Raw genomic sequence first — 25,094 nt, forward strand, 5'->3', positions numbered from 1 at the left:
CAACGCCAAAATCCGCGCCTTCATCGACGGCTGGAACGACCGCTGCCACCCCTTCGTCTGGACCAAGACCGCAGACGAGATCCTCAAAAAAGCCAACCGTCAGCCAACTTCAAACACGGATCACTAGCGAACGAACTGTGACGTTCACCGTCGTGTGGTGCGAGTGCCGGCGGCCCGGACGGTCCGCTCTGGTTACGCTCGCGTATGGGACTGTGGCAGCGGCTGCAGGCCGGCCGGTGGCTCATACCCCTCGTCCCACGGGAATCGCCGCCCTCGGTCATCCCACACGCATTGCAACGCAGGCACGGGGTTGTCACGAGTGCGCTGGTAGTAACGCTGCGCGCCGATCAGTGCCGGCGTCTCGGCGTCGTCGCGGAAGGTGAACAGCTTGAGGCGGTGTGGCCAGTTGGTGAACGTGACCACCTCGCCGTGCGTCATGGACTGGCCACGCCGCACGCGTTCGCCGAGATCGTTGAGGACCTTGGCGGAGGTGTGCGGATCCATGCCGTAGATCAACAGCTCGGGATGGTCGAAACCGTGCAGGCCGATGGTGTACGCGTACGGCGGTGAGACGCCGCGCGGTCGGTCGCACGGACAGTTGGGCGGCCCCCAACACCCCTCGCCGAACACCACCTGGACGGCCCATCCGTGACGCCGGATGGCGTCGGCCATCCGGGCATCCTCCTGATCGAGCCACTGCAGCTGCTGTATCTCGGATGCGAACGATAGATCATCGCCATGGTTCATGCCGGTCTCCTCTTTGAGATCGCGTTGACATGAATAATCTATCGTTTGCTTATGTTTGAGGCCGATGATCAAGCTTTAAGCGAACACCCGTCGTCTCGGCCGGCCGGCTCGATGGGGCATCGGAAAGTCGTCCAGGCTGGTCCACGGTATTCGCTCACCCGTCGTCATGGCCGGTCGTGCTGAACGGTGCCGAGGTCAGACCTTGTCGACACGCACGAAGCCCGCCCGCAGACCAGCCTCACGCAGTGACCGTGAGCGTGCTGGGTCCGCCGACCGACGCCCGCCGCACCTCGATCCGCTCCGGGATGCGGGTCTTCAGCTCGTCCACGTGGCTGACGATCCCGACCACGCGGCCGCCGCTGCGCAGGTCGGCGAGTACGCCCATGACATCGTCCAACGTGTCCGGGTCCAGGCTGCCGAACCCCTCATCGATGAAGAGCGTGTTCATGGTCATGCCGCCGGCCTGCGAGGTGACCACATCGGCTAGACCGAGCGCGAGGCTGAGCGACACGTAGAAGGTCTCACCGCCGGAGAGCGTGCCGGTGTCACGAGCGTGTCCGGTGTGCGCGTCGATGACGTGCAGCCCGAGACCGGTTCGCCGCGTCCCTGCCTGCTTACCGTCGTACGAATCCAGCGTGTACCGGCCGGCGGACATCTCGACGAGGCGCTCGTTCGCGGCGTCCACCACGTTGTCGAAGACCCGTTGCAGCACGTAGGTCGCCAGCGGCATGCGCAGCGCGTTGTCGTTGATGTCGGCATTGGCCAGGCCCGCCATGCGGATGACCGCCGCGGCGCCGGCGTGTCGTTGCCTGCGGAGCGAGATCGCCTCTGCCACCCGGCGCCGCGCACGGCGGCTGCGCTGCAACCGATCCGCGCTGGTGGCGACCTCGCGCTGCAGGAATGCCAGCTCTGCCTCGCGGGCGTCGAGCTCCGCACGAGCGTGGTCGACGTCGATCTGCGCGTCCGGGTCGATCCCGTCCAGATCCGGCTCCGCGAGGCGGCCCTCCACGGCGTGCAGCCGACGCCGCCATTCCTCGACCTGCCGGCGCAGCGTCTCCAGCTCTTCGGCCGGTACCAGAGCGGCGCGGGCCGCGTCCACGTCGTCGAAATCGGCCTCGGCAATGGTCCGGTTGAGCTCAGCCAGCCGCGCACCACGGTTCTCGGCGTGCCGGTCCAGCTCGGAAAGGGCCCTGACCAGCTGGTCGGCGGCTGTTGCCCGACGCTTGAGGTCGCCCGCCCGGGCGGCGACGCTGGAGAAGCCGTGCCGCTGCTCGGCCACGCGTGCCTCATCCCGCTCGACCGCCTCGGTCACCGCGGCGATCCGTGCATCCGCCGCGGCGATGTCCGCCGTCGCCCGCCGGTGTTGCTCATGGCAGTCCTCGAGCTCCTGCTTACGCTGGGCGATCTCGGCGGTGAGTTCGGTGAGCCGTTCTTCGGCTTCCTGTGCCTTCGCGATGCCGTGATCGATCTCGGCGAGCCGCGCCTCCAACTCCTCGGCGGTACGTCCGTCGAGCTTGCCCTCCAATTCGGCGACGCGCGTAGTGGCGCGCTCGACGACGTTCTTGCTGTCGTCGAGGTCCTGCTGCCGTTTCAGCCGCTGCTGCTCGGCCTCGTCGACCTCCTCACGGTCGACGTGATCCAGTGCGCGTTGCGCCAACCGTGGGTGTTTCCGGGAGCCGCACACCTGGCATGGCTTGCCCTTGGGCAGCGCCTCGGCCAGCTCGGCGGCCACGCTCTCCAGGTAGCGTCGTCGCAGGTCCGCTTCGTTCTCGCTGGCGAGGGTGTACAGGCGTAGCGCGGCCCGGCGGTGACTGTTCGCGGATTCCCGCTCCTGGCGAGCGGCGACAAGATCGTGGTGGACCCGGATCATGTCGGCCACCTGGCGCCGCTCCTCGCGGAGCGTGCCCACGCCGACGGCGGCGTCGCGAGCCGCGGCGAGGTGTTCCTCCAATTCCTGGATGCGCTTGGGGAGCTCGGTCGATCGAGTCTCGATCGCGGTCAGGTTCGTGCTGAGCTTCTCCCGCTCCTCGCGGAGCGTCGTCAGCTCGTCCCGCCGGTGTGGCAGGTCGGCCTCGACCTTCAGTACGTCGTTCAAGGCGACGATGTCGTCGAGCAGCGCGCGGTGAGCGGTGGCGACCTCGTCCTGCTCGGCCTGGGTGACGTCGAGGCCGGGCAGCTCCACCGTGGCTCGCAGCGCTTCGACGCGGTGGCGTGTCTGCTCCAGCTGCGCGGTCGCGGCGTCGACGGCATCGATGGCGACGCGGCACGTGGCGGCCCGCAGGCCGGCGTCCAGCCGCTGAGCACGGGCGTCGTGTGCGTCCCGGTCGGCCTCTAGGCGCTGCTTCTCGGCGAGTGCGGCGCGGAGCCGGTCCCGGCGTTCGCGCCGTTGCTCCAGGTCCTTCAGCGTGGCGTGCGCTTCCGTCCGGGCCGCCTCGGCGCGCGTGCGACGCTCGTCCAGAGTCTGATGCGCCGATTCGAGCCGGGCAACGATCTCATCGGTCCAGGAGGTCAGCGCTGTCTCGGCGTCCTCTTCCGCGTCGACGACGGCCGTCAGCACCTGCTCGGTGAGTTGTGCCGCGGCGGCGGTCAGTTCGTCATCGTTGTGGCCCGCGGCGTCGGCGAACGAGGTGACGGCGTAGCGGAGGTCGGCGTCGGCGTCGTCGCAGGCCTTGCGCGCCTCCACACGTCGCCGCTTCAGCTCGGCCTGGACCCGCTCGTAGTGCTCGGTGCCGAAGATGCTCTGCAGGATGTCCCGGCGTTCGTCGCTCTTCGATTGAAGGAAGCGAGCGAACTCGCCTTGCGGCAACACCACGGTCCGGACGAACTGTTCGCGGCTGAGCCCGATCGCGTCCCGGATCTCGTCATCGGCCTCGCCGGCGCGAGTGGAGATCGGATCGCCGTGCACGCCGGACGGACTGGTGCCTTTCCACAGCTTGACCGTTGCCTGCTGCGGCGTCGTGCCCTCGCCGCGCTTCTTCAGCCGTTCGAACGCGGGCGTGCGCCGGACCCGGTAGACGCCGCGACCGGTCTCGAAGGTCAGGTCGACGAAGGGTTCGGTGCGGGGATCGCGATGGTCGGAGACCAGTCGGTGCAGGCTGGAGTTCCCGCCGGCGACCTGCCCGTACAGGGCGAAGACGACGGCGTCGATGATGGTCGACTTGCCGGCACCGGTCGGACCCTCGAGCAGGAACAGTCCGCCGGCGGCCAGCTCGGCGAAGTCGATGTGCTGCTCGTCCCGGAACGGCCCGAGCGCGGCGAAGGTGAGCGAGTGCAGCTGCATGGCTACTCACTCCGCTCCGCCGCGAGCACCGCGTCGTGGGAGGCTCGGAAGCTCTCCAGCTCGGCATCGGTGATGTCTGTCCCGGTGACGTGGTGGACGAAGTCTCCCGCGACCTCGAGCGGGTCGATCGCGCTCGGATTGGCGACGCCGTCACCGGTGCCGATCTCCTCGCCCTCCGGGACGTGGCGGACCTCCAGCAGATGCGGGAACCGGTGCGCGACACGCTCGCGCATCTGCTGTGGCCTGCCCGGATCGGTGACCGTGACCTGCACCCACGACTCGACGTGCTGCTCGTGCACGGGATCGGTGAGGACCGAGTCCAGTGTCCCGACGATCCGTGCCATCGGGCGTGGCTGCGGCACCGGGACGGCGGTCACCTCGGCCACGCCGTCCTGCCCGAGGTCCACAATGGTGATCGACTTCTCCTGGGTGGCCTCGGAGAAGGAGAAGCGCAGCGGAGATCCCGCGTAGCGCAGCCTGGTGGTGGCGTGGTCCGTGCGCGGCTCCTGCGGGCCGTGCAGGTGTCCGAGCGCGACGTAGTCGATCCCGTCGAACACGGCGCTGGGCACCGAATCGACGCCGCCCACCCGGATATCCCGTTCGCTCTCCGACGTCTCCAGCGGAATCCCGCCGACGACGAAAGCATGCGCCATGACGACGGTGCGCACGGCGCCGTCGTCACCCCGTCGTTCCTGAAGGTCGGCGTTGACGCGGCGCATCGCGGCGGCGCAGACGGCCTCGTGTGAGCGGGTGAGCGGCGCGTCGTCGTCGGAGAGCTCATGCCGGCAGCCGTCGGGATCCAGATATGGGAACGGGTAGATGAAGACCGGGCCGTGCTTGTCGGTGAGCGCGACAGGCACACCGACATCGGCGACGCGGGTGGCGACGTGCAGGTTCTGCGGGAACAGCGTCGAGCCGTAGCCGAGCCGGATCGCGGAGTCATGATTGCCGGACGTGACGATCACGGTGGCGTGCTCGGTGAGCCGCTTGAGCGTGTCCTCAAGGAGCCGGACGGCCTCGACGGGTGGAATGGCCCGGTCGAAGACGTCACCGGCGATGAGGACGGCGTCGACCTTCTCCCGGGCGGTCACCTCGACGATATGGTCGAGCACAGCGGCCTGGTGTTCGAGCAGGTCGAGGCCGTGCAGTGTGCGGCCGAGGTGCCAGTCGGACGTGTGAAGCAGACGCATGACACCTCCCCACCGATGCGACTAGACGATCATTGTGCGTGCCGTCGAGAACGAGGATGCCAGGCCCGACCGACAGAACCCGACCAGCCGCGCCGTGACTGGACCACACTCGGCTCCGCGATGGTCAAGCGAGACGTAACTACAGTTATGATAACTGTAGTTACGTCTCGGGAGCAGCCGATGGACAAGCCTCTGGGGATGTTCGATCGTGAACACGAGTGGTCCGCGCTTACTCGGTTCGCATCCGACGAGCAGCCGGGCGCCACGCTCGGTGTGGTATCCGGGCGACGTCGACAGGGCAAGACGTTCCTCCTGGACGCGCTGTGCCGGACCATGGACGGCTTCTACTTCGGTGCTGTCGAGGAGACCGAGGCGGAATCGCTGCGACGAATCGGCCACGCCCTGACTGACTTCCTCGACCTGCCTGTGACGTTCCGGCCGGATAGTTGGTATGAGGTCATAGACACGTTGCTGACCGTCGGGCGGGAACGACCGGTGCCGGTGGTGATTGACGAGTTCCCGTACCTAGTCAAGGCCAGTCCGGCATTGCCGTCGATCATTCAGCAAGCGTATGGCCCGTTACGCGATGAGCGGGTTGAGTCGCGATCACGATTGCTTCTTTGCGGTTCAGCATTGTCGGTCATGGGCAAGTTGTTGTCCGGCAACGCGCCCCTGCGGGGCCGGGCAAGCTTGGAGCTTGTTGTTCGGACACTTGACCATCGGCTTGCGGCAGAGTTCTGGGGTATTGACGATCACCGCCTCGCCGTTCAGGTGAACGCGATCCTGGGAGGCACCCCGGCTTATCGTCGTGAACTTGCTCGAAACGATGTTCCTGCCGGGCAAGACGATTTCGATGATTGGGTTGTGCGGACGGTTCTCAGCACGGACAGCCCGCTCTTTCGCGAAGCCCGGTATCTGTTGGCCGAGGAGCCCGACCTTCGGGACAGCGCCCTTTACCATGCGGTCTTGGCTGCCGTGGCCGGAGGCAATGCCAATCGTGGGGGAATTGCCGATTACCTCGAGCGCAAATCGTCGGACTTGGCGCACTCACTCGACGTGTTAGAGGGTGCTGGGCTGCTGGTCAGAGAGCAGGATGCGTTCCGCGCCAAGCGGAGCACGTACAGAATCACCGAGCCGTTGATCACGTTCTACCACGCCGTGATGCGCCCGGCATGGGATCAGCTTGAGCGGCCGGGAAACGCCGAACGCGTATGGCGCAATAGCCAGCGCAGGTTCGTCAGCAACGTACTCGGACCCCGATTCGAGCAGATCTGCCGTGAGTGGGCGCTGTTCCATGCCGATGACGATGTTCTCGGCGGCCTTTCCGCACAAGTCGGCCATGGCGTGGTCTCTGACCCCACACAGCGAACGACGCACGAGATCGACGTGGTCGTTACAGGAACGGCTGACGGGAACAAGCCGCCTCTTCTCGCGATCGGCGAAGTGCAGTGGGGCGAGGTGATGGGGATCGAGCACCTCGATCGGCTTCGGCACGTTGCGTCGCTGTTGGCCAAGAACGACCGGTACGACGCGTCGCAGCTCCGGATTCTCTGCTTTAGCGCTGCCGGATTCTCGCCGGAGCTTCACGAGGCGGAAGGTGCCGGACAAGTTGTACTGGTTGGTTTGGACAAGCTATACGGCTGATGTGGAGCACCCGACCGTGTCCTGGACGTGGCGCCCGCGACAAGGACCGCTCGTGCGACGCCGAGGGCCGGTTGCGGATCCAACCGGGCCTGTCTCTCTCGGTCATCCGAGCACGACGGCGAGCACGGTCGCCGCGATGAGCCAGGCCACCACCGCCGCTCCGGTGATAAGCATCGCCCGCCGCCCTGACCGGCTGATTCGTTCGAACTCTTGGCCGGTGCGCGGATCGATGACGTGGTCGGTCTTGGGAAGGGCGAACGCGCCGCTTGCCATCATGATGATCCCGGCGAGCACAGCCAGGACAGGATGAAGACGCCAGACAGACTCGCCGGTTGCCGTCCCGATGACGCCGACGCCAAGCAGTGATCCGCCTGCCCCGGCCGCGACGATGCCGAGGACGGAACGGACAAGTTCTGGCCGGCTCTGCCGATGCCCTGCGTTTCGTGCCCACGTACGCGCGTACTCGCGGGGTCTGCCGAACGCCTCGGCTGGGTCTTCGCCGCTCTCCGCGACGTGGGCCTCCACTTCGGCAACGATCTGCCCGATCTCCTTACCGGGCACGTTCCGCATGCGCAGGGCGAAGATCAGGTTGTCGACGTACTTGTCTACTCGGCTGGCTGTCACTGCTCGCGCCTCCTCCGAGCCGTTGCCTGTGGTGCTTCGCACGGTTGCTGCCCTCCTGACGCGTTGTCCGGGTCTTCAACGGTCGCGGCGACGAGTCCCACCCACGTCTTCCACTCGGCGACCACTGCGTCCAGTGCACGACGACCTTCATCCGTGATGCTGACCAGCTTCCGGCCAGGTCCCCCCTCGCCACTGATCCACTCGGAGCGCAGGCGGCCGCGCTGCTCGAGGCGGCCGAGGACCGGATACAGGGTCCCGCCCTTGATGTCACCCAACCCCGCGTCGCGAAGACGCTGGGCAATCTCGTAGCCGTGGGTAGGGCCGTGTTGCCGTACGAGCGCGAGAACGCACATCTCGATCGCCGCGCGGGTCCACGACTGCGGCCATTGGTCGGTCACGCCGTAGATGCTAGCGCTATCTAGTTAGCTACACAATCTAGCTAGCCAAACTGTCGTCTCCGCCGATCAACGCCTGCAGCACGCAATGCTTCGGTGATGTCCCGTTAGGGGTCGACAAGGTATGGAGTAGGAGCCCATCGCTGGCGGCGACGATCAGTGTGGCCAGAGCATCAGGTATCACGCCCGACGAATGGTCATTCTCTCGCTCAGCGGCGATCAGCTCACTGACCCTCGCGTTCGCGCCACGGGCGGACTGGCTGTTCCGACGTCAGCGATAGGAGCGGCTGCGCGGCGGAGTCGGACGCGCAGAAGCACTCTGAAGGCATCGGCGACGTTCCTCGGCCGGCATCACAGTAGGCGGAGTTTGCCCTGAGAGAATGCCCCTCGTGACGGGTCTTGTGCTCGGGGTCGACGCCTGTAGGACGGGTTGGGTCGGCGTCAGCCTGAGCGGTGACGACATCCGCGGCTGGCATGCGGTCACGATCGCGGAACTCGCAGACGCGGTAGGCGCGCATGCCGTGCCGTCCGTCGTCGCGATCGACATTCCGATCGGGCTTCCATCGCATGGTCCGCGGCGCGCGGATGTGCTGGCGCGGGAGCGCCTCGGCGTCCGTCGTTTCTCGGTATTTGCGACGCTCGTCCGGGAGGCGTACGAGGCGGAGACCTATGAAGCCGCGCTCGAAGCACAGCAGGCAGCCACCGGCAAGGGCATGTCGCGACAAGCGTGGGGGCTGCGGCACAAGGTCTTGGATGTCGACGGATGGCTTGAGCATCCGCAGCGCATCGGGGTCGTCGTCGAGTGTCACCCCGAGTTGTCCTTCGCGACGATGAACGGTGGGGCGCCGGTTCCGTACGGCAAGAAGACGTGGTCCGGCCAGGCGCGTCGGCGCGAGTTGCTGGCCTCGGCAGGGATCGTCGTACCGGCCGAATTCGGTGACGCCGGAACCGTGCCGCCAGACGACGTCCTGGACGCGGCCGCCGCTGCCTGGACTGCCCGCCGCGTCGCTGAGGGGCGCGCCGAATCCCTTCCGGAGACGCCCGAGCGGTTCGCCGACCGGCTGGCCGCGATCACGTTCTGACCAGAGACCGCCGTAGATTCGGTGCGGCTCGCGAGGTGATCACGTGCGAGAGGTGGACATCCGCAGCTGTGTCGGAGATAGGCCGGTGGTCTCCTTGATCTTCCGCGCGAAGTGAAAGCTGGTCTTGAAACCACATCGAGCGGCCACCGAGCCGATGGTCAAGCCCGTCGAGGTGAGAAGCTCTACGCCCAGAGAGATGCGACGATCCCACAGGTAGCGGATCGGGGTCGTGTCCATGTGTGTGCGGAACATGCGTACCAGATGAGGTGGCGTCACGGACGCTGCCGCCGCGATGTCGGTCAAGGTAATCGGCTGCTCGACGTGGGTGTGAATGAACAACCGCGCATCTTCGATCGGCGTCGGCAGGGCGGCGGGGAGGTTTCTGAACTCGGCGATGAACCGCCACAGCAATGCGGTGGCGAGCGCATCGAGCAGCGCTCCGTCGGCGGTCAGACGGGTCTGCTCGGTGACGACGGCTTCCCGCGCCAGATACGTCAGGGCAGAAGACAGGACCCTGGTAGGCCGGAGCGACTCGAGCCACGCGCGCATCTGCTCCGTCACATTCTCCATCCGACCCCGGACGAGGGTCTCTCGGGTGTCCACGTCCTTGTCGAACCGGATTTCCTCGGTGTGACCCGGCAAGAGCAGACATATCTGGCCCTGGGGGACGTGGCGGGGTGGGCGATCATCAACGCGCAGACTCATCGATCCGGCGTGGATCAGCATGAACTGGATTTCCTGCTGCTGCCGGGGCCCGATCTTCGAGCCGGCGGGCTGCACGATCTGTCGCGCCGTCGCGTCGGCGATCCGTAGTCTACGGGCGGCGGCATCAAGCTCGGATACAGAACGGTGCATTACAGCCATGTTAATCGAGGTTGTCTTGGTGGTGTCATGTGTGCATGAGCGAACTTGAGACACAGCTTCTCGTCGTCGGCGGCGGCGTAGGCGGCGTCATGGCCGCCGTTACCGCGGCCCGTCGTGGAATCCTCGTGACACTCACCGAGCCGACCGACTGGCTTGGCGGCGTGCTGACGACCCAGGCCGTGCCGCCGGACGAGCACGTGTGGATCGAGCAGTTCGGATGCACAGCGACGTATCGGGCGTATCGAGAGGCCGTGCGCGAGTACTACCGACAGCACTATCCGCTGACCGACGCCGCGCGGCAGCGCCGAGCCCTCAACCCCGGGGGAGCTAAGGTGTCCGACCTGTGCCACGAACCACGGGTCACGCTTGCCGTGCTCGAAGCCATGGTGGCGCCGCTGCGAGGCTCCGGGCGGCTGCGCATCCTGATGGAACACGAACCCGTCGCCGCCGACACGGACGGCGATCACGTCACGGCGGTGACCGTGCGGAACACGCGAACCGGCACATCGACGGTGGTCTCCGCCCAGTGGGTCATCGACGCCAGCGAGACCGGGGAGCTGCTGCCTCTGGCCGGTGTGGAATACGTCTCCGGCGCCGAGGCGCAGTCGGACACCGGTGAACCGCACGGCGCCGACGTGGCCGATCCGTTGAACATGCAGCCGGTGTCGGTGTGCTTCGCGCTCGACCACCGACCGGGCGAGGACCACACGATCGACCGGCCGGACGGCTACGAACAGTTGCAGGCCGCCCGTGCCGTCGACTGGCCGAACGGTCAGCTCTCGTTCACGGCGCCGCACCCGAAGACGCGCCGGCCGGTTGAGCATCAGTTCTGGCCGAACCCCGACGACGATCCGGCGACGATCCGGCCCGACTACGCGGATCAGCGGGTGGGCTCGATGGACCGGAACCTGTGGACGTTCCGGCGGATCGCGGCCCGGGCGAACTTCCAGGCCGGGGCTTATCCGAGCGACATCACCCTGGTGAACTGGCCTCAGATCGACTACTGGGGTGGGCCGGTCTACGACCATCCGGACGCAGCACAGCACGCGCGGTCAGCCCGGGAGCTGAGCCGATCCTTCCTCTACTGGTTGCAGACGGAGGCTCCTCGTCCCGACGGTGGTGCCGGATGGCCCGGGCTGCGGTTGCGCGGCGACGTCGTCGGCGATACCGACGACGGGCTGGCGAAGGCGCCGTACATCCGAGAGTCGCGCCGTATCCGGGCCGAGCACACGATCGTGGAGCAGGAACTGTCCCTCGAGGTGCGTGGAGCGGCGGGCGCCGTGACGTATCCCGACAGTGTGGGTATCGGCATGTACCGGATCGACCTGCATCCGTCTACCGGTGGCGATCCGTACATCGACATCGGCTGTTGCCCGTTCGAACTGCCACTGGGAGCGTTGCTGCCGGTGCGCGTCGAGAACCTGCTGCCGGGCGCGAAGAACATCGGCACCACACACATCACGAACGGTGCGTACCGCATGCCGCTGGTGGAGTGGAACATCGGCGAGGTCACCGGGCACCTGGTCGCCTTCTGCACGCGGCGGAAGGTCTCGCCGCGACAGGTCCGGGCAGACGAGGAGCTGTTGGCCGAGTTCACGCACGAACTGGATGAGGCCGGCGTCGAGCGGCACTGGCCGCGGATCGCCGGCTACTGACGACGCACCACCGCGGTGAACGGCTGGCCGTTGCGGGCCAGCACCTTGTTGCTTTCCTTCATCAAAGGAGATGGCGTCATGAGCAAGAGCAGAATGACGACGACGACGGCGACCGTGGCGATAGCATCGGCCGCTGCCGTTATGGCGGGGGTGGCCGGCTGTGGCTCCGACGGGGGTTCGTCCGCGTCGGACTCGTCGGCGGACACGTCCGGTGATTCGGGCGAGATCGTGATCACGTGCGCCACGTGCCAGGAGAGCCCGACCGATCCCTTCCTGCAGTACAACTACGAGGCCGCGCAGCGCTTCAATGAGGAGTTCGCCGGGACGTACCGGGTCGAGACGATCGAGAACGCGAACGCGGGCTCCAGCGATGACCGGCTGCAATATTACCAGCGACTCGCCCTCGCGGACGACCTGCCTGACCTGTTCCAGCTCAACTCCGGTGAGATCAAGGCACTGCAGGAGACAGGCAGGCTGCACGACTTCGCATCCACCCTGGAGAACGACGACGAGTGGGCGGCGACCTTCCATGACCAGGCCTTCGATGCGCTGATGGGTGCCGGTGGCGAGATATGGGCGATACCGCAACAGCGCGACGCGATCGGGATCTACTACAACACCGAACTGCTGGAGAACGCCGGCTTCGCTGAGTTCCCGGCGACGTGGGACGAGTTCGAGGATCTCGCGGCGGAGTTGCGGTCGCAGGACAAAGTGGCGATCGCCATGGATGGCGATTGGGCGACGATGCTCATGTGGGTGAATCTGATCGGGACCCAGCCCGGCGGAGCGGAGTTCCTGCGCGAGGGGATTGTCGGGTCGGACAACTGGGGTGATGACCCCACCGTGGTTCAGGCGACGGAGCGTCTTCGCGACTGGCACGTCGAGGGCTATGTCAACGCCGACGCGTTCTCCGGAGAGTTCCAGAACGCGGCCGCGCCGTACCTGACCGAGGAGGCGGCGATGGTCGCCAACGGGCCGTGGTTCGTCAACACCAACCTCAAGACGGACTCGGCCGCGCCCGGACTGTATGAGAAGACGGGCTACGCCGCGGCACCGGGATGGTCGGAGGGCGACCGGGGCGCCGTCGTCGTCTCCGGTGCGGGCTGGGTGTCCGGAACGACCGATGAGCAGAAGCTCGAGGCGGTCGAGACCTTCGTCAAGTTCGTCTCGTCCGAGGACGAGGTGCTCCGGCAGGCGACGGCCACCGGGGCCAACCCGCCGGTGCAGGTCGACGCCGCGGCCGCGGAGGAAGCAGACCTTGAGCCGTTGGCGACGGGGCTGATCGAGGAGGCCGCCGAGTCGACGTACCGCTACCCGCACGTGCGCGTGCACGGTCCGGCCGGGTTCGGCGCGGCCTGGAAGAACCTGTGGCCCGCCTACGTGAAGGGTGAGATGGCCACGGACGAGTTCCTGCAACGACTCACCGACGACGCCATGTCGGACCAGACTGGCTGACGATGAACCCACCGACGACGACATTCCCGCTGGCAAGGGCGGAGGACGGGCCGGCGAGCCGAGCGGTCCAGCGAGGCCGTGGCACGCGGACCCAGCCGGGTCGCGGGACGAGGATCCCGAGGGGCATGCGGGGGCCCGTGATGGTGTCCCTGCTGCCCGGGATCACTCTGTTCGGCATCTTCTTTCTGGTGCCCTTCTTCGTGCTGGTGGCGACGGCGTTCGCACGGTGGGGCGGCTTGGACTTCGCCTGGGTGGGGTTGGACAACTATCAGCGGATGTTCGACGACCCGGTGTTCTTCAAGGCATTCGGCAACACGCTGTTCTACGCGGCGGCGTCGATGTTCATCCAGGTCCCGCTGGGGGTCGCCGTGGGGATGGTGCTGGCGCTGCGGCCGCGTGGGTGGAGGGCACTACGGACGATCATCTTCGTGCCGTTCGTGATCTCGGGCGCCGCGTACGCCGTGATCTTCTCCATGTTCTACAACCCGAGATCGGGGCTGCTGAACAACGTTCTCGGCGCGCTGGGACTGTCCGGCGACCGGGATTGGCTCTTCGATACGGCGACGGCGCGGTGGGCGGTCGCGGGGACGTTCGTGTTCATCATCGGCTTCGTCGTGGTGCTGGTGATGGCGGAGATCGCGTCCATCCCGAATGAGATCTACGAGGCGGCGTCGGTGGATGGAGCGACGACGTGGCAGCAGCTGACTCGGATTACCTTGCCGCTACTGCGCAATGTGATCGGCACCGCGATCCTGGTGCGGCTGCTGGTGGATATCGGCATGTTCGATCTGGTGTTCATCCTGACCGCCGGAGGGCCGGATGATGCGACGGCGACGCTGGCCCTGTACGCCTACCGCGCGTACCTGAACGGCGAGTGGGGTTATGCCAATGCCGTCGGATCGGTGATCCTCGCCGTCGGTCTGGTGCTGATCGTGACGGTGCGGCGAGCGTTTCGGATCGGGGAGCGGGCGCTATGAGAAGTGCGGAGAGCGTGGCCGCCGCGGGGAAACGACCCCGGTGGGCGCATGTCCTGATCTACGGGTTCTTGGGTGCGGTGGCACTGCTGGCATTGACACCGACGGTGTGGGTGATGCTGTCGAGCTTCAAGACCGGGAACCAGATCTTCAGCGGGGAGGGATTCTGGCCGTCGCCGTTCACCGTGCAGGGCTTCGTCGACGCATTCACCCAGATTCACCTGCATGAGTACCTACTGAACACGCTGATCTACGCGACGCTCGGGACGCTTGGTGCGCTCGTGGCCGCCTTCCTGGCGGCCTACCCGTTGGCCAGGTTCGTGTTCGTCGGGCGCAACGCCTTGGTGGCGCTCTTCTCGCTGGCGTTGGCGCTGCCGCTTGTGGGTTTGGCGACGCCTGTGTTTTTCGTCGTCCGAGAGCTCGGGCTTTTCGATTCTCGGCTCGGGATGGTGATCTTCTACTCGGCTCTGCAGTTCCCGTTCACGTTCATCGTGCTGCGGGCGTTTCTGGTGTCAACTCCGCCGGAGCTGGAGGAAGCCGCGATGATGGACGGTGCCGGGTACTTCACGACGCTGTTGCGTGTGGTGCTGCCGCTGGCACGGCCGGCGTTGGCGACGGTGGCCGTCGTGGCGTTCGTCAACATCTGGAACGAGTTCTTCTTCGCGAACCTGTTGCTCGTATCGCAGGAGAATCAGAACGTTCAGTTGGCGCTGGCCGGATTCAAGTCGCAGTTCGGCTTCAACGTCACCGGGGCGGTGGCGGGGGCGACCGTCGTCATGCTCGTACCGATCTGCCTGTTCCTGATTCTGCAGCGGCAGGTGATCTCCGGCCTCACCGCAGGTGCGGTGAAGTAACGACGTAGTGACAGAGCGCCACGGAAGGAGCATGCGTTGTGGCCGTGATCGCGACCACAACGCATGCTCGTTTCGGGAGGAGAGTGATCCGGTCCAGCCGTTGTCAATGGTGTGGAAGGGGTGTACGTACAGACAGGAACCTTGCTGCTCGGGTTGGCCGTCGGGTTGCGCCGTTCGGGGGGGAAGAGGCAGCTGATGCATGGCGATTGGTGACCGCGCGTCCGCCACACCACATGGCGAGCGCGGTCTTTTTGATGTCCGGTGTGTTGTCCGTAGCACCTCAATGGGGAGGTAGAAGGATGAGGCGACATCGACGCCAGAGAAACGCCAGGCGAGCCGCAACCGTCGTCGTATCGGGGCTGGTCCTCGCGCTCGGGTTGGCCCAGGCCGGTGCACATCCCGGCCATGAGGACGGGATTCATCCGCGACCCGGGCCACACGGCGCCGGTGAGCCCGACGACGCGGTGAGCAAGAACAACGCCCACGAGTTCCAACACGGGCCGAGCACCGGCCATCTGCCCGGCTCGGTGGAGAACGTCGAGCTGGTCAGCTCGCTCCGGCTCACGTCGTTCGCGGAGGATATCTCCGACGTGTCCGCGCTGCAGACCGCGGACGGGCGATGGTTCGCCTACGTCGGCGATTGGGGCGCGCACTGTGAGACCGGCGGTGTCCGCGTCGTCGATTTCACCGATCCGGAGAACCCGACCCGTGCCGGGTACCTGAACAGCCGAGGCTTCGGGTACGTGACCGAGGGCCTGCAGGCGCTGCACATCGAGACCGCGGAGTTCAGCGGCGATCTCCTCGTCATCAGCAACGAATGGTGCCGGGCGAGCGGCAACCCGAAGAACATGCCCGGCGGCATCACGCTCTGGGACATCACCGAGCCGACCGCGCCCAAGAGACTCGTCGAGGCGTTCGGCGACTTCGACGTGCACGGCAACCGGGCGAACGAATCGCACAGCGCGATCGCCTGGGACACCGGCGAGGGCAACGCCTACGTCGCCGTCATCGACAACGAGGAACTCGAAGACGTCGACCTGTTCGACATCACCGATCCCAGCAACCCGGTGCTGCTGGCCGAGACGGAGCTTCCGGGCGTCAACGTCAACGGACTCGGCGATCTGAAGACGGCACATGACTTCGATGTGCTGCAGTTCCCCGACGGCAGCTGGCACCTGATGGTGTCGGACTGGGACGCCGGCTGGATCGACGTCGACGTCACCGATCCGGCGAACCCGGTCATCGTGGGCGACTTCGACTACGCCGAGTGCGATCAGGTGCTGCTGGAGGAGCTCGGCGAGTGCCTGCAGCCCGAAGGCAACGGCCATCAGGGCGAGTGGACGAGCGACGGGTCCGTGTTCGTCGGAACCGATGAGGACTTCTCCCCGTACCGCACCAGTGACCTGATGATCACGACCGGTCCGCACGTCGGGGAGTACCCGGCGGTGAGCGTGGGCGGCGCCCTGTCGCCCGCCAGCCTGCCGGATCTCACGCTGGACGGTCCGGTGGTGTACGGCGGCTACGGCTGCCCGGACTCCGCTCCGATCCCGAGTCCGGAGGACATTCCGGGCTACCTGGACATGCTGGAGGAGGGCGACGAGCGGATCATCGCGCTGCAGCGCGGCCCGTTCGGGGACCCGAGCGCGCCCGAGGATGCCTGCTTCCCGGGCGAGAAGGCGCACGAGGCCGTGGAGGCGGGCTGGGAGTCCGTGCTGTTCGTCCAGTCCCACGTCGGTCCCGAGGATCCGCCGTTCTGCGGGTCGGGTGCGTTCGTCGACCCCGTCGTAGGTGTGTGCACCAGCCATGAGGTGTTCCACCGACTGTTCGACACGCCGCCGTTCCTGCCACCGTGGACGTACCCGGACGGGCCGGCCATCGGCGAGATCGGCGCGCGCATCGCGGTGGTGTCGACGTTCGACGGCTGGGGCTACACCCGGGTCGTCGACACGTCGGACCCGAGCATGCCGACGGAGATCGCGCAGATCACCATCCCCGAGACCGCCGACGAGGACTTCGCCTTCGGCTTCGGGGACCTGACCGTGCACGAGGTCGAGGTACCGCGAGGCGATCCGAACGAAGGCGGCCCGAACGTCGACGACGACGTACTGGCGTACTTCTCCTGGTACTCGGGCGGTTTCCGCGTCTTCGACATCAGCGATCCGGCGAATCCGGCGGAGGTCGGCCACTACATCGACGACGACGGCAACAACTTCTGGGGCGTCGCGTTGGCCACCGACCAGAACGGCGACCGAATCGTTCTGGCCAGCGACCGGGACTACGGACTGTTCATCTTCCGCTACACCGGTCCGCTGCCTGAGTAGACGCTCGACGTCGACGCTCGCGCCATGTCCGATGCGTCGGCGCGCGGTTGACTCCTGAGCGGGGGTGCCGAAGGCCGGGGACGAGGCACCCCCGCTCAGGCCGGACACAACCGTCGCGGGTCGCGCTCGCGGCCATGTCGGTGCTGACGTACGCCGGCATGGCCGCCAAGTCTCGACCGTGTGGCCGGCGACTTCCTAAGCTTCACTCATGGCGCGACTGCTGCTCGGACCGATCGTTCGCGCCGCCCATCGTGACCGCGTCACGGTGTGGGTGGAGACCGACGAACCCTGCGAGGTGACGGTCGGCCCGCAAACGTCGCGGACCGTGACGCTGCTGGGTCACCATTACGCATTCGTCGCCGTGGACGGGCTCGGCACGGCCACGCCGTACACGGTGGCGCTCGACGGCGAGCAGGTGTGGCCGGCGGACGGCGCCGACTTCCCGCCCAGCGTCCTGCGTGCGTTGCCGGATGACCGGCTCCGGCTTGTCTTCGGGTCGTGCCGGACGATCCTGCCGGACGAGAACGGCGATTCGGACCGGATCGATGCACTGCGCGAATGCGCGTTACGCTGCGCCGGCGGCGATTCCGAGGATCTGCCGGACGTGCTCGTTCTGCTCGGTGACCAGGTATACGCTGACGAGGGAGCGCCTGCGACGCGTCGGTTCGTCCGTCGTCGGCGCCGCACCGACGGTCCGGTGGGAGCGCAGACACACACCTTTGCCGAGTTCGCCGCGCTCTACCGGGAAGCGTGGAGCGACCCCGCCGTGCGGTGGCTGCTGTCGACCGTGCCGACGCTGATGATCTTTGACGATCACGAGATCATCGACAACTGGAACACGTCGGAACAGTGGCTCGCCGAGCACCAGGCACAGCCATGGTGGCGGCAACGGCTGACGAACGGCCTGGCCGCATACTGGATCTACCAGCACATGGGGAATCTCCTGCCGGAGGAACGGGAGACGGACGCCGCGTTCGCGGCGCTGTCCGGCGGCGACGAGAGCGTGGCGCTCGACGTCTTCGACACCCGGGCCACGCACGGCGCGCTCGGAACCAAGGGCACACGGTGGAGTTACGTTCGCGCGCTCGGGCCGGCACGGCTGGTCATGCTCGACTCCCGCGACGGCCGGGTGCTCGCCGACGGGCAGCGGCACATGCTCGATGAGGACGGGTGGGAGCTGCTGGAACGCGAGGTGAACGCCGCGGAGCCCTACCTGCTGGTCGGAACGTCGCTGCCGTTGTTGCTGCCTTCTGGCCTGTTCGAATTGGAGCGCCTCGTCACCGCGGCGTGTTCCGGACGGTGGGGGCGCGCCGGCGTCCGTATCGGTGAGGAGATCCGGCAGGCCGCACAGTTCACTCACTGGGCCACCTTCCCGGGCTCGTTCACCCGTGCCCTGCAGGCGCTGCGCACCGCCGGCGACGCGGGCCGCAAGGGCGTGATCGTGCTCTCTGGAGATGTGCATTTCTCCTACGACGCGCGGGTGAGCTCGTGGGCGGACGGGACCACGCCGCGTTCACCCACCCATCAGCTCGTGTCCTCCCCGCTCTGCCACGATCTGCACGGCAGCATCATCGGGGGCGTGCGTGCCCTGGTGTCGCGGCCGGGCAGATTCATCGGCCGGCTGGCGGCGCGTGCCGCGGGTCGGCGGCGGTCAGCGTTGCGGTGGACGATCGAGTCGGGGCCCTGGTTGCACAACGTCATCAGCACGCTCGACCTCGGTCCCGACGGCGCCAGTGTGCGCGTCGAGTGCACTCGCACGGGCGGCCGCCAAGGGGAGCGCTTGGAAACGGTCGCGGAGCACCTGCTGACCTGAGGTCCACGGCACGAGACGCCGACGGACAGCCCGATGGGTCGAGCGCCGAGGTTATGGTGATGAGTACAGTCGGCGGCGACGAGCAGGCGATGACATGGACCACGTTGTTGTTGCGGGTCTACGGGTCGCGTATGTGCGCTCCGGCGCCGGCCCGCCGCTGGTGCTGCTGCATGGCGGGTTGAGTGACAGCCGTGCGTGGTCGGCGCAGATCGACGAGCTGTCGGATGAGTTCACGGTGGTGGCGTGGGACGCGCCTGGGTGCGGCCAGTCGTCGGACCCGCCCGAAGGTTTCGGATTGCCGGAGTATGCCGACTGCGTGGCAGGCCTGATCGATGCGCTGGACCTCGGCCGGCCACATGTGCTGGGGCTGTCCTTCGGTGGCGGACTTGCGCTGGAGCTGTACCGTCGGCACCCGATGGTGCCGAGGAGCCTGGTGCTGGCGTCGGCGTATGCCGGATGGGCAGGGTCGCTTCCGCCGCAAGAAGTCGAGCGGCGGCTCAACCGGGCGGTCAGCGATGCCGAGAAGCCTCCTGAGGAGTGGGCGGCCAGCTACCTGCCCAGCCTGTTCACCGAGTCCGCGTCTCCGGAACTGCTCGACCGTGTGATGACGATGATGCTCGACACCCGGCCGGCGGGGATGCTGGCGATGTTGCGCGGATTCGCCGAGGCCGACCTGCGTGACGTGTTGCCGCAGATCAGGGTTCCGACGCTGCTGCTGTACGGCGGCGCGGACCAACGATCGCCCGTGCGCGTCGGCGAGGACCTGCACGCCGAGATCCCGTCGTCCCGGCTCGTCGTCATGCCCGGCGTCGGCCACGACAGCGCGATGGAGGCGCCAGAGCTCTTCAACGCCGAAGTCCGCGGGTTCCTTCGGTCGATACGGACGTGACCGCAGCCGTGATCGCCGTCTGAACAGGGGCTTCCGTGCGGCGGCCGCACCGCCACCGCGGCTTCTTGAGCGTTGGTTGCGCTGAAGTCCTGCGATCGGGGGCCTATGCGCAACGGACGCTCAAGAAGCGAGTGGGCGAACGGCCCGCGAGTCCACGCCTCGTCGCCCTCGTCGCCCTCGTCGCCCTCGTCGCCTCGTCGCCCCCGTCGCCGTCGCCGTCGTCGACTCCATGTGTCCGACCTGATCGCTACCGTCTCTGTCTGGCTCTCGGGGGCGGGGGCCGGAAACAAGGGGTGGGCGGCTGTTCGAAGGCGGCCGTCGTACTGGTAGGGGAGGCCGCTCCCGGTGTGACCTGGGGCGGGCCGGGCGACACCGAGGGACGGATGCCGATGTGGTTGGGTCAGAACGTCGAAACGAAGGCGTCCGTGTGGGCGCAGCGCGCGGAGCCGCTGTTGATCATCGCGGCGCTGGCCTTTCTCGGCGCGTATGCCTGGCCCATCATCGATCCCGCGATCTCGGACGAGACCAAGTCGCTCTGCGCGTCGGTGGTGTGGCTGACATGGGCCTTGTTCGTCGTCGATTACGGCACCCGGTTATTCATCGCCAAGGACCGGTGGGCATTCGTCCGGCGCAATGCACTCGAGCTGGCGACGGTGGTGTTGCCGATGTTCCGGCCGTTGCGTCTGGTGCGCCTTCTCGTCGTGCTCGAGTATGTGCAGCGCCGAGCGATGAGCGTTCGTATCAAGGCGGGCACGTATCTCGCGACCGGCGGGGCGTTGCTCGTCTTCGTCGGCGGGCTGGCCATCACCGACGCGGAACGCGGACATCCGGACGCGCTCATCGCGAACGTCGGCGACGGATGGTGGTGGGCGTTCGTCTCCATGACGACGGTCGGATACGGCGACATGTACCCCGTGACGACGACGGGACGGCTGGTGGCGACCGTGCTCATGCTGGCCGGCATCGCGGTGCTGGGCAGCGTCACCGGGATGGTCGCGTCCTGGGTGCTCGAGCAGGTGAAGGCCACGAACGACGACCACGAACGTGCCTCGTGACCTTCGCCCCTACCTGTGGGCGGCATCACTGGTCAATCTGGAAGGTCTCGCGAGTAGCGGCGTCGGGTCACCGATGAGGGGGAGTAACGATGGGTGGAGACATACCTGGTGCGGCTCCGGTTCCGCCGCCACCGCCGCCACCGGAGCAGCATGTGCAGCAGACGAGGAAGACGCCGGTGGCGGCCGGTGAAGAGCGAGGCCGGCGATGGTTCTGGCCGTCGATCGTGGTCGTGGCGGCAGTGGTGGGCGCCGGCCTCGGTTATGGGATCCGCATGATTGCCGAGCCGGACTACACGGAGACGGACGAGTACGCCGCGGCGCAGGCCGAGTTCGATGATCGTGAAGCGGCGCTGGAGGAACGTGGTCTGGAACTCGACCAGACGGCGGATGAGCTGGAGGACTTCCGCGACGAGGTCGATAGCCTGGATCAGCGCGCCGGTGAGCTCGACGAACGCGAATCCGAGCTGGACGAACGGTCCGAGAAACTCGATAGCCGCGCGGAGGAGCTGGAAACTCAGGCTGAGGAGCTGGAAACCCGTGCGGGGGAGCTTGACCAGCGGGAAGAAGACATCGCGGCGACCGAGTTGGAGATCGAAGAGAACACGATCCCCGGCGCCGGTGTCTTCTTGGTCGGCGAGGACATCGAACCTGGTCGATACCGGGGTGACGGCGGCGACGGCTGCTACTGGGCGCGCCTGGCCGGCACCAGCGGTGAACTCGACGACATCATCGCGAACGACTTGCCCGCAGGTCCCACGGTGGTGACGATCAGTGAGTCTGACGTGGCTTTCGAGACGACACGCTGCGGGGAGTGGGTCCGCATCGACTGACGGGTCAACCGAGCGACGAGCGGCGGTGATGTACAGCGCCGCACGGCTGCGCAAAGATAGTGGGCATGGAGCATGAACCGCGGAACCTCGACGCTGTGTTGTCGTCTTTCGACGATTTGTGGATGCCGAGGATCGTCACCCAGGTCAACAACTACGACGTGCGGGTCGCCAAGGTGCAGGGAGACTTCGTCTGGCACGTGCACGAGGACACCGACGAGTTCTTCCTTGTGCTCGACGGCGAGCTCACCATCGGGCTCAGGTCCGCCGACGGTGAGGAGAGCGCCGTGCATATGAAGCGGGGCGACGTGTTCGTCGTTCCGAAGGGGACCGAGCACCGGCCGTCGTCGCCGGCGGGTGCATCGATCCTGCTGTTCGAGCCGGCCGGGACGGTGAACACCGGCGACCGCCATGAGGACATCCCGGACTACATCACGACTACCGTCGGTCGCGACCTGAGTTCCTAGGCGCGCAGCGCTGCGCCGGGTGAGCTGGTGTTGTGTAATAGATGAGCAATGTCGCTCGTCTATTGATCGTACAGTCCGACTTGCCCTTGGGCTGGCAGCTACCTCAGGTGCGAGCCGATGGGGCCGTCAGGTGAGGTCCCAGAGCAGGCGATAGTAGGCGATGCGTTCTGGATCCGGCTCGACGCCGTACGCCTCGTAGACGACGTGCTCGTAACCGGGGCCGTAGTTCCACTCGGTGCTCCAGGCGCCCACGGTGAGGTCGGCCCAGCGATCGGCGGTGCCGAGGTTGTCGAGGTCCACATGCGCGGCGAACGTGCCGTCGTCGTGCAGCATCGTGTTCGGCGCGCACGCGTCGCCGTGGCAGACGACCATCCGGTCGACGGGTGGCGGGCTGGCGACGCGCGCCTCCGGATCGGTGACACCGGGGTATCGGTCCAGAGAGAACCGGTCGGCGAGACCTGCGTCGTCGGTGAGACTCGCGCGGGCACGGGCGAGGCGCGCGTCGACGCTCCAGTCGAACGGGCAATCGTCGACCGGCAGCGCGTCGTGGAGGATGCGCAGCCCGTGGCCGATCGCGGTCGCGGCGGTCTTCGGGTCGGCGGCCCATCGAGGGTCGACGGCGGACCGGCCGGCGACCGCCGAGGTGACCAGCCACGCACCGTCGTCGTCGGAACCGAAGTCGAGGACGTGCGGGACCTGGATCCATCGCTGTGCCCAGGAGAGTCGCTCCGCCTCGGCGGCGAGGTCGAGGTGAGGGTTCTCCGCGGCCACCCACTTGACGTACCGCGTGGTGCCGCGCCCGTTGTCGAGCCGAAACGTCAATCCCCCGACCTGGTTCTTCCACACGGGTGTGATCGTGTCGCCGCCGGCGAGCGCGACGACCACGTCCGGCGTCGTGATCGACTCGAGTTCGGCTGCTTCCGGGCTGATCGGGCGGCTCACCTCCGCGATCCTTCCAGATGCTCTGCGGCCCTCGCGAGCGAATTCGACCGTGCTTTGAGTGGCGCTAGCTGTGTCGCGCCGATCGACGCTTGGGAGGGAGAGGGTGTGTTGTTCGTAGTGTGAGGAAACCGAACAATGCCGTTCGCAGCGTTGGTTGTGTCTCCCTAGGACCAGAGGCGGTCGACCGGCATGACGTGGATGCGGTCGTCGTAGGTGTAAGAGCGCTCGCCGAGATAGAATGCGACACCAGCACAGAATGCGTCTCCGATCACGTCCCTGAGCTTGCGAAGCGGACGTAGGTGTTCGCCGGGGACTCGTCCTGATGCCTTGACTTCGAATGCGATGACTGCGCCGTCGTCCCGTTCGATGATGAGGTCGACTTCGTCTTCGTCTCGGGTACGCCAATGACCGAGGCCGGTGATCCCGTCGAGCCAGGATGCTTGGCGTTGCAGCTCGCCGACCACGAATGTCTCGAGCAAGTGCCCGAACTCTGTCATTGAGGTTGGGTCTCGGCGTGCCAGCTTTTCGGGTGTCAGGCGTAGGAGGCGGGCGGCGACGCCGGAATCGATGACGTGTAGCTTCGGCGATGCTGCAGTGCGTGATGTCAGGGTTTTGTCCCAAGCAGGGAGCCGTTGGATTAGGAAGACCCGTTCGAGTAGTCGCGTATAGCCGTCGGCCGTGCGATCGTCAAGGCCGACGTCATTGGCGGCTCGGGTGATGTTCAGGATCTGGGCCGTCTGTCCCGCGAGGCGGCTGAGCAGGCGTGGGAGTACCGCGGCTTGCTGGATCCGCGCCAGCTCGTGTACGTCGCGTTCGAGTGTGAGGCGGATGTAGTCATCGAACCAACGATTGCGGGCGGCAGGCGACCTGCGCGCTAAGGCGGGCGGGAAGCCGCCTTGGACGATCCGCTGGATGTAGTCGTCTCTTGACGTTGTAGACACGGGGGCCGCGACCGTGTTCGTGGGATCCTTGAACAGGTCATCGATGAGATCTTCAGACATTCCTGTGATCTCGCCCTGAGAAAGTGGATAGATCGCGATCCGATGTAGGCGTCCGGTCAGGGCTTGGGCGGCAGCAGGGAGGGCATCGTGACGAGTGGATCCGGTTAAGAGGAACCTGCCAGGGCGCCCGTCGCGATTTAGTTCGGCTTTGATGGCGTCTAAAACCAGCGGAGCCTTCTGGTACTCGTCGACACACACGGGTGCAGGCTCGCCCATGAACGTAGCGGGATCGATGCTCACCGCCTCCTGTGTCGCGGGATCATCGAGATCGAGGACACCGACCCCGTGCGCATCGGCCAGACCTCTCAGCAATGTTGACTTGCCTACGGAGCGTGGTCCTTCGAGCAGGATGACGGGTTCGTCCTCCATGCGCGACTGAACCACGGCAACTAGGCGGCGAGGGATGACGCTGGTGGACTGCTCGATCATGTGTGCACTCTACCAGCACTCTTGCGGATCTGGAGCGGTATTTCTTGCGGATTTTGACGACCAGTTCTTGCGGATTTTGACGGCCTGGCTCTGCGGATCTGGAGCAAGTGTCCTTCGCGAGGCGTGTTGCGGGGATCTCATGCGGTGCGAAGCGGCTGTCCCATCAACCACACGCCGGAAGGACACCAATGCACGAGCGGATGTGAACGAGAGACAAGCCGTCACGCGCACGGTACGTGGCCGGAGGAGTCGTCGTGGCCCGTGACCCGGTCGATGAGCAGCCAGCCGTCGTACCAGACCAGCTCGTAGTCCAGCGACCAGTAGGTGCAGGTCTCTCCCTCCGGGCCGTAGCCGGGGGCCTGGAGGCTGACGAACTCCAGCCAGACGTGGGCGCCGTCGGCGGTCTCCTCGACGGTGTGTACCTCGAACCCGAAGTCGTAGCTGGTCTCCACGCCGGCGGCGAACTCGTCGACGGACATGTTGCCTTGCAGCCGCGGGGAGAGCTGATCGAACGCGAGCCCGTAGTCGCGCTGTTGATGCCGTCGAAGTAGCTGCCCAGCGTTGCGGCGACGGCGTTGTGCAGGTC

At 66.6% G+C, this 25,094-nt stretch carries 21 protein-coding genes and 1 pseudogene; 13 read left to right on the forward strand and 9 right to left on the reverse strand.

What is annotated here, in order from left to right; all coding sequences use genetic code 11:
• Positions 1-127, forward strand: a pseudogene (locus tag G1H10_RS30900) (IS630 family transposase); the annotation flags it as partial.
• Positions 128-192: 65 nt separating this feature from the next.
• Here the strand turns inward: G1H10_RS30900 and G1H10_RS30905 are convergent.
• The 3 genes from G1H10_RS30905 to G1H10_RS30915 form a co-directional block, all read right to left on the reverse strand.
• Positions 193-747 carry a DUF4262 domain-containing protein gene (locus G1H10_RS30905; protein ID WP_163745132.1) on the reverse strand — a complete coding sequence of 185 codons (555 nt, stop codon included), beginning with the start codon at positions 745-747 and terminating at the stop codon, positions 193-195.
• A 238-nt stretch (positions 748-985) separates the two neighbouring features.
• Positions 986-4,027 (reverse strand): AAA family ATPase, encoded by a 3,042-nt coding sequence (locus G1H10_RS30910; protein ID WP_163745133.1) that lies wholly within the window; start codon positions 4,025-4,027, stop codon positions 986-988.
• 2 nt (positions 4,028-4,029) lie between these two features.
• The gene (locus G1H10_RS30915; RefSeq protein WP_163745134.1) at positions 4,030-5,217 is read right to left on the reverse strand and encodes an exonuclease SbcCD subunit D; all 1,188 of its coding nucleotides are present in this window, start codon (positions 5,215-5,217) and stop codon (positions 4,030-4,032) included.
• Positions 5,218-5,397: 180 nt separating this feature from the next.
• On the opposite strand from G1H10_RS30915, the gene G1H10_RS30920 reads away from it, so the two are divergent.
• Positions 5,398-6,861, forward strand: a complete 1,464-nt coding sequence (locus G1H10_RS30920; protein WP_163745135.1) for an AAA family ATPase — start codon at positions 5,398-5,400, stop codon at positions 6,859-6,861.
• A gap of 102 nt (positions 6,862-6,963) precedes the next feature.
• Here the strand turns inward: G1H10_RS30920 and G1H10_RS30925 are convergent, their stop codons facing one another.
• Complete coding sequence (locus G1H10_RS30925; protein ID WP_163745136.1) at positions 6,964-7,485, reverse strand: HAAS signaling domain-containing protein; 522 nt, start codon at positions 7,483-7,485, stop codon at positions 6,964-6,966.
• Positions 7,482-7,883: a PadR family transcriptional regulator gene (locus G1H10_RS30930; RefSeq protein ID WP_216853837.1), complete on the reverse strand. Its 402-nt coding sequence runs from the start codon at positions 7,881-7,883 to the stop codon at positions 7,482-7,484. Before G1H10_RS30930 ends, G1H10_RS30925 begins: the two co-directional genes overlap by 4 nt.
• A gap of 386 nt (positions 7,884-8,269) precedes the next feature.
• Here G1H10_RS30930 and G1H10_RS30935 point away from each other — a divergent pair, with 386 nt between their 5' ends.
• Positions 8,270-8,962: a DUF429 domain-containing protein gene (locus G1H10_RS30935; protein ID WP_216853838.1), complete on the forward strand. Its 693-nt coding sequence runs from the start codon at positions 8,270-8,272 to the stop codon at positions 8,960-8,962.
• Positions 8,963-9,001: 39 nt separating this feature from the next.
• Here G1H10_RS30935 and G1H10_RS30940 read toward each other — a convergent pair whose 3' ends face one another.
• Complete coding sequence (locus G1H10_RS30940; protein WP_163745138.1) at positions 9,002-9,817, reverse strand: helix-turn-helix transcriptional regulator; 816 nt, start codon at positions 9,815-9,817, stop codon at positions 9,002-9,004.
• A gap of 44 nt (positions 9,818-9,861) precedes the next feature.
• Here G1H10_RS30940 and G1H10_RS30945 point away from each other — a divergent pair, with 44 nt between their 5' ends.
• The 10 genes from G1H10_RS30945 to G1H10_RS30990 all read left to right on the forward strand — a co-directional run bounded on the left by G1H10_RS30945 (position 9,862) and on the right by G1H10_RS30990 (position 22,136).
• Positions 9,862-11,481 carry an FAD-dependent oxidoreductase gene (locus G1H10_RS30945; protein ID WP_163745139.1) on the forward strand — a complete coding sequence of 540 codons (1,620 nt, stop codon included), beginning with the start codon at positions 9,862-9,864 and terminating at the stop codon, positions 11,479-11,481.
• Positions 11,482-11,559: 78 nt separating this feature from the next.
• Entirely contained in the window at positions 11,560-12,936 is a 1,377-nt protein-coding gene (locus G1H10_RS30950) for an ABC transporter substrate-binding protein (protein ID WP_163745140.1), read from the forward strand.
• 125 nt (positions 12,937-13,061) lie between these two features.
• Positions 13,062-13,913, forward strand: coding sequence for a carbohydrate ABC transporter permease (locus G1H10_RS30955; RefSeq protein ID WP_163745141.1), 852 nt, complete (start codon positions 13,062-13,064; stop codon positions 13,911-13,913).
• Positions 13,910-14,764 (forward strand): carbohydrate ABC transporter permease, encoded by an 855-nt coding sequence (locus G1H10_RS30960; RefSeq protein WP_163745142.1) that lies wholly within the window; start codon positions 13,910-13,912, stop codon positions 14,762-14,764. Before G1H10_RS30955 ends, G1H10_RS30960 begins: the two co-directional genes overlap by 4 nt.
• Before the next feature lie 299 nt (positions 14,765-15,063).
• Positions 15,064-17,085 (forward strand): LVIVD repeat-containing protein, encoded by a 2,022-nt coding sequence (locus G1H10_RS30965; RefSeq protein ID WP_163745143.1) that lies wholly within the window; start codon positions 15,064-15,066, stop codon positions 17,083-17,085.
• A 208-nt stretch (positions 17,086-17,293) separates the two neighbouring features.
• On the forward strand, positions 17,294-18,898 hold the full coding sequence (locus tag G1H10_RS30970; RefSeq protein WP_163745144.1) for an alkaline phosphatase D family protein: 1,605 nt from the start codon (positions 17,294-17,296) through the stop codon (positions 18,896-18,898).
• Between the two features lie 94 nt (positions 18,899-18,992).
• A complete protein-coding gene (locus G1H10_RS30975) occupies positions 18,993-19,787 on the forward strand; it encodes an alpha/beta fold hydrolase (RefSeq protein ID WP_163745145.1) in 795 nt (264 codons plus the stop codon).
• A 293-nt stretch (positions 19,788-20,080) separates the two neighbouring features.
• Positions 20,081-20,842 (forward strand): potassium channel family protein, encoded by a 762-nt coding sequence (locus G1H10_RS34870; RefSeq protein WP_163745146.1) that lies wholly within the window; start codon positions 20,081-20,083, stop codon positions 20,840-20,842.
• Positions 20,843-20,931: 89 nt separating this feature from the next.
• The gene (locus G1H10_RS30985) at positions 20,932-21,672 is read left to right on the forward strand and encodes an Rnase Y domain-containing protein (protein WP_163745147.1); all 741 of its coding nucleotides are present in this window, start codon (positions 20,932-20,934) and stop codon (positions 21,670-21,672) included.
• 65 nt (positions 21,673-21,737) lie between these two features.
• A complete protein-coding gene (locus tag G1H10_RS30990; RefSeq protein WP_163745148.1) occupies positions 21,738-22,136 on the forward strand; it encodes a cupin domain-containing protein in 399 nt (132 codons plus the stop codon).
• A gap of 126 nt (positions 22,137-22,262) precedes the next feature.
• On the opposite strand, the gene G1H10_RS30995 is transcribed toward G1H10_RS30990, so the two are convergent.
• From G1H10_RS30995 to G1H10_RS33610, 3 genes are all read right to left on the reverse strand, one after another.
• Positions 22,263-23,078 carry an aminoglycoside 3'-phosphotransferase gene (locus G1H10_RS30995; protein WP_216853840.1) on the reverse strand — a complete coding sequence of 272 codons (816 nt, stop codon included), beginning with the start codon at positions 23,076-23,078 and terminating at the stop codon, positions 22,263-22,265.
• A 164-nt stretch (positions 23,079-23,242) separates the two neighbouring features.
• Positions 23,243-24,508, reverse strand: coding sequence for an ATP-binding protein (locus tag G1H10_RS31000; RefSeq protein WP_163745149.1), 1,266 nt, complete (start codon positions 24,506-24,508; stop codon positions 23,243-23,245).
• A gap of 221 nt (positions 24,509-24,729) precedes the next feature.
• Positions 24,730-24,987, reverse strand: a complete 258-nt coding sequence (locus tag G1H10_RS33610; protein WP_246220164.1) for a hypothetical protein — start codon at positions 24,985-24,987, stop codon at positions 24,730-24,732.
• Positions 24,988-25,094 lie beyond the last annotated feature (107 nt).

The organism is Phytoactinopolyspora halotolerans (genome assembly GCF_010550675.1).
Classification (GTDB): domain Bacteria; phylum Actinomycetota; class Actinomycetes; order Jiangellales; family Jiangellaceae; genus Phytoactinopolyspora; species Phytoactinopolyspora halotolerans.

Coding starts and splice junctions, on each gene's coding strand:
- G1H10_RS30905 (WP_163745132.1), bottom strand. CDS start 747: ATGAACCATGGCGATGATCTATCGTTCGCATCCGAGATACAGCAGCTG.
- G1H10_RS30910 (WP_163745133.1), bottom strand. CDS start 4,027: ATGCAGCTGCACTCGCTCACCTTCGCCGCGCTCGGGCCGTTCCGGGAC.
- G1H10_RS30915 (WP_163745134.1), bottom strand. CDS start 5,217: ATGCGTCTGCTTCACACGTCCGACTGGCACCTCGGCCGCACACTGCAC.
- G1H10_RS30920 (WP_163745135.1), top strand. CDS start 5,398: ATGGACAAGCCTCTGGGGATGTTCGATCGTGAACACGAGTGGTCCGCG.
- G1H10_RS30940 (WP_163745138.1), bottom strand. CDS start 9,817: ATGCACCGTTCTGTATCCGAGCTTGATGCCGCCGCCCGTAGACTACGG.
- G1H10_RS30945 (WP_163745139.1), top strand. CDS start 9,862: ATGAGCGAACTTGAGACACAGCTTCTCGTCGTCGGCGGCGGCGTAGGC.
- G1H10_RS30950 (WP_163745140.1), top strand. CDS start 11,560: ATGAGCAAGAGCAGAATGACGACGACGACGGCGACCGTGGCGATAGCA.
- G1H10_RS30955 (WP_163745141.1), top strand. CDS start 13,062: ATGCGGGGGCCCGTGATGGTGTCCCTGCTGCCCGGGATCACTCTGTTC.
- G1H10_RS30960 (WP_163745142.1), top strand. CDS start 13,910: ATGAGAAGTGCGGAGAGCGTGGCCGCCGCGGGGAAACGACCCCGGTGG.
- G1H10_RS30965 (WP_163745143.1), top strand. CDS start 15,064: ATGAGGCGACATCGACGCCAGAGAAACGCCAGGCGAGCCGCAACCGTC.
- G1H10_RS30970 (WP_163745144.1), top strand. CDS start 17,294: ATGGCGCGACTGCTGCTCGGACCGATCGTTCGCGCCGCCCATCGTGAC.
- G1H10_RS30975 (WP_163745145.1), top strand. CDS start 18,993: ATGGACCACGTTGTTGTTGCGGGTCTACGGGTCGCGTATGTGCGCTCC.
- G1H10_RS30985 (WP_163745147.1), top strand. CDS start 20,932: ATGGGTGGAGACATACCTGGTGCGGCTCCGGTTCCGCCGCCACCGCCG.
- G1H10_RS30990 (WP_163745148.1), top strand. CDS start 21,738: ATGGAGCATGAACCGCGGAACCTCGACGCTGTGTTGTCGTCTTTCGAC.
- G1H10_RS31000 (WP_163745149.1), bottom strand. CDS start 24,508: ATGATCGAGCAGTCCACCAGCGTCATCCCTCGCCGCCTAGTTGCCGTG.
- G1H10_RS33610 (WP_246220164.1), bottom strand. CDS start 24,987: ATGTCCGTCGACGAGTTCGCCGCCGGCGTGGAGACCAGCTACGACTTC.